At 64.4% G+C, this 3,676-nt stretch carries 5 protein-coding genes; 1 reads left to right on the top strand and 4 read right to left on the bottom strand.

What is annotated here, in order from left to right; all coding sequences use genetic code 11:
- A partial coding sequence (locus OUZ52_RS22530; RefSeq protein ID WP_266160847.1) for an energy transducer TonB occupies nucleotides 1-437 on the bottom strand: 437 nt, incomplete at its 3' end.
- Nucleotides 438-445: 8 nt separating this feature from the next.
- Nucleotides 446-1,732 carry an acetyl-CoA C-acetyltransferase gene (locus OUZ52_RS22525; protein ID WP_266160846.1) on the bottom strand — a complete coding sequence of 429 codons (1,287 nt, stop codon included), beginning with the start codon at nucleotides 1,730-1,732 and terminating at the stop codon, nucleotides 446-448.
- A 217-nt stretch (nucleotides 1,733-1,949) separates the two neighbouring features.
- Between OUZ52_RS22525 and OUZ52_RS22520 the strand changes: the two genes are divergently transcribed.
- Nucleotides 1,950-3,086, top strand: a complete 1,137-nt coding sequence (locus tag OUZ52_RS22520) for a hypothetical protein (protein ID WP_266160845.1) — start codon at nucleotides 1,950-1,952, stop codon at nucleotides 3,084-3,086.
- 3 nt (nucleotides 3,087-3,089) lie between these two features.
- On the opposite strand, the gene OUZ52_RS22515 is transcribed toward OUZ52_RS22520, so the two are convergent.
- Together OUZ52_RS22515 and OUZ52_RS22510 are read right to left on the bottom strand one after the other, a co-directional pair.
- A complete protein-coding gene (locus OUZ52_RS22515; RefSeq protein WP_266160843.1) occupies nucleotides 3,090-3,545 on the bottom strand; it encodes a GNAT family N-acetyltransferase in 456 nt (151 codons plus the stop codon).
- Between the two features lie 34 nt (nucleotides 3,546-3,579).
- On the bottom strand, nucleotides 3,580-3,676 hold a 97-nt coding region (locus OUZ52_RS22510; protein WP_266160848.1), incomplete at its 5' end, for a helix-turn-helix domain-containing protein.

The following is a 3,676-nucleotide window of genomic DNA, read 5'->3' as shown; positions in this document are numbered from 1 at the left end:
GCATGGGCATCCAGCACTGCATCGCCGCTGGATTGGCTTACCGCGGCTGCGGTGACCTGACCCAGGCTATTGATGGCCAGATGCAGCAGCACTCGTCCATTCAAATGACCACGCAGTTCGGCATAAGGCACCGCCACCGCAGGCATCACCAGCGGCACCAGCGAGGGCACTTCTTCGGCGTGCGCCTCAGCCGAGCTTGCCGGCCGCGATCGTGCGGCGACGGGAACCATCGGCATCGATGGCCGCAACGCCAGTCGTAGTGCCGGTTTGACCTTGGCCGGCTTGGCGCGCTCGTGCACAGTTGCCTGCGCCACCAGTTTCATCGACTTTGCCGGCCCTGCCCAACCCGCCGTCTGCTCGCTCAACCAGCCGGTAGCGGCGACACCGCCCAACAACAGCAGCAGGCTAAAACCGGCGGTAGTGCGTAGGCGCGGCACGGCCGTGGTTACGGCCGTTCGAGGATCGCCGTAACGCCCATGCCACCGGCGGTACAGATCGAGATCAAGCCGCGGCCAGAACCCTTTTGTTCAAGCATCTTGGCCAGGGTGGCGATAATGCGCGCGCCGGTCGCGGCAAACGGATGACCAGCGGCCAGGCTGGAACCGTTGACGTTGAGCTTGGCCGGGTCGATCGAGCCCAGTGGCGCATCGTGACCCAGCCGGTTTTTACAATAGTCGGCCGATTCCCAGGCGCGCAGCGTACACAACACCTGCGCGGCGAACGCCTCATGGATTTCGTAGTAGTCGAAGTCCTGCAAGGTGAGGCCATGGCGGGCCAGCATGCGCGGCACCGCGACGGTGGGCGCCATCAGCAAGCCTTCGCCGTGGACGAAATCCACCGCGGCGACTTCGGCATCGCGCAGATAAGCCTGGATGGTCAGGCCACGCTGGGCCGCCCAATCTTCGCTGGCCAGCAAGACTGCGGCGGCGCCGTCGGACAAGCCGGTGGAATTGCCTGCGGTCAGCGTGCCGCGACCGGAAGTCTTGTCGAACGCCGGCTTCAACGCGGACAGTTTTTCCAGCGTGGAATCGGGCCGCAAGAATCCATCGCGTTTCAAACCGCGGAACGGCACCACCAGATCATTGAAAAGACCAGCCTCGTACGCTGCGGCAAGTTTATGGTGACTGGCCAGGGCCAGTTGATCCTGCGCCTCGCGCGTGATCTGCCACTCCTTCGCCATCAGCTCGCAATGGTCGCCCATCGACTTGCCGGTACGCGGCTCGGCCACGCCGGGAAACGACGGCTTGAGTTCTTTGAACGAGAAACCCTGGGTGGCGGCGCGGAGTTTGTCTTGCCAGGTTTTGCCGCGATTCATCGCCAGCAATCGCTTGCGCAGACGCTCGCTAAACACGATCGGCACGTCGCTGGTGGTATCCGAACCGCCCGCGATACCAGCCTCGATCTGCCCGACGGCGATCTTGTTGGCGATGATGATGGCATTGTCCAGCGAGGTGCCGCACGCACGCGCCGTGGTAATGCCCGGGGTCGTCGGCGCCAGCCCGGAAGAAAGCAATGCCTCGCGCGCCAGATTCCAGTCCGAGGGGTGTTTGATGACCGAACCCATGGCCACCTCGCCCAGCTCGACGCCGTGCAATCCGTACCGCTCGACTAACGCGCCCAACACTTTTACCGACATGCCGAAATTGCCGACATCTGCGTAAGCCGTGTTGTTGCGGCAGAACGGGATTCGTACACCGCCGATCACACCGACGCGCTTTTGCGTGTTTTCCATGCCCTTGACAATCCGACCGAACCTGAGACGCAAGGCTAACCCGCCGTGCCCCGCGGCGAAAGCCCATTCGCCGCTATTTGTGATCTTTACGTGCTTCGCGTGGGTGATCTTCACAGGCTCCGCACGGGTGATCTTGACGCGCCCTGCACGCGGGCCAGCGGGGCCTTTAAACGCCAATGTTAGAATCGCCACTCTTTACGCTTTGGATTCACCCCACTTGGAAGCGCAATCGCTGCTCGCCCTGCCCGCCGTGCTGGCCCTGGAATTGTCGCCCGGTGAAAGCTGCTCCCGGCTCAGCCTGAGCCGCGACGAGGCCGCCGAGCTAGCCGCCTTGGTCGCCGCGGACCTGCATGCGCTGTTGCCGCAAGTGGATCAGGCCCGGCTGGCGCTGGCCGGCGCCTTGTTCGATACGGCGGAATTGCTGCGTCCCGGATTTCCAGTGTGGTCCACGCTGGATGAGCTGGCGCGCCGGGTGCCACGCGGTCATCTAGACAACGTGGTGGCCTTTGGCAGCCATGAAGGCCATATGCCGGCACAGCCGCTGCAGCCCGATCCCGCCTATGCCGATGGCCCCATGCGACTGCTGCCGCTCAGCCTGCTGGCGCCGGAAGATCTGGCCGAGTCATTGAGCCAGCAGCTGGAAGTGGAGCTGGTCGGTCGCGGCGAAGCCGGCACCCGCACCGCCGACTGGCTGATGCGCACGCTCGGCGTGAAGCTGGAGCACGTGCGCTACCTAAGCCGCAACGATCTGCTGGCGCTGACCTGCGTGCAATACGAACACGTCAATCTATCGCCCTTGTGGAGCTTGCTCGAAGCCGCCTTACTTACGCCATACCGCGAAGAAACCACGCTCAGCGCGCGCGGCTTTCCGCTGCGCTACGCCGAGGGCAAGGTCTTGATCCCCTCGCCGGCGCAGTGGCTGCAGGATCAATCCGGCGACCCGGCGCAACGCTCGCATGCCTTCGCCGGCATTGTGTTCGAACTGCGCCAGTACGCAGCCCTGCTCGAAGCCCATGGCCTGCCTCTGCGTCTGCAAGCGCCAGCCAGCGTGGATACATCACCCGGCAGCCTGTTGGAAATGTTGGCGACCATCGACCCTGGCTTCGACTCGCCGACCCTGTTCGCCCATGAAGCACCGGGGCTTGGCGTGGTCGCCATCACCGTCACCCAACGCGGTCACGGTGGCCTGCCGCGCGCACTGGCACATGGCTATCCCTTGCAACCGCAGGCGCTCGGCGGTTTGGTCGCGATGCTGGCGGATCATTTCGGCATAGCGCCCGACCTGCATGCACTGGGCCGCATCGTGCTGGATGAGCAAGGGCGTCTGAGCGCGCCGGCGACCGCACTGCACTAAGCGCTATAACGGCGACGCCTCGTACATCAGGTAATGGCAACGCTGCATGCCCAGCCCGGCATACGTCGCTTGCGCCCGCTGATTCTCGGTTTCCACATACAGGCGCAAACCCACGGCGCCGGCAGCGCGGGCGCGCTCGGCCACATCCGCGTATAGCGCGCGAAAGACGCCGCCACGACGTGCCTCCGGCGCGATATAGACACTCTGGATCCACCAGAAATCGCCGCAGCGCCAGTCACTCCATTCATAGGTCACCAACAAGCTGCCGACGGCGTCGCCGGCGCGCTCGGCGATCAGATAGAAACCCCGGCGCGTCTCATCCAGCACCGCCGCCACGCCGCGTTCAAGCACGGCCAGATCGAGCCGCTTGGCCTCGGTCTCCCAGGCCATGGCGGCATTCCACCTCACCAGATGGGGGATATCCACCGCGTTGGCGGGGCGAATCTTGGCTAAGCTCATGACCGATATCCCGGGTTATTTAGGCACTAAATATTCAGGCGCCGCTGGGTTTGCGCGTGCGCGACGCACCGAGCTTGCGCGTAAGCGTATTGCGGCCGACGCCCAGCGCCGCCGCCGCATGTTGGCGATGG

This window comes from Dyella silvatica (assembly GCF_026283955.1).
Lineage (GTDB): Bacteria > Pseudomonadota > Gammaproteobacteria > Xanthomonadales > Rhodanobacteraceae > Dyella_C > Dyella_C silvatica.
The sequence above is the reverse complement of the archived record's forward strand: the minus strand, read 5'-3'. Positions and strand labels throughout refer to the sequence as shown.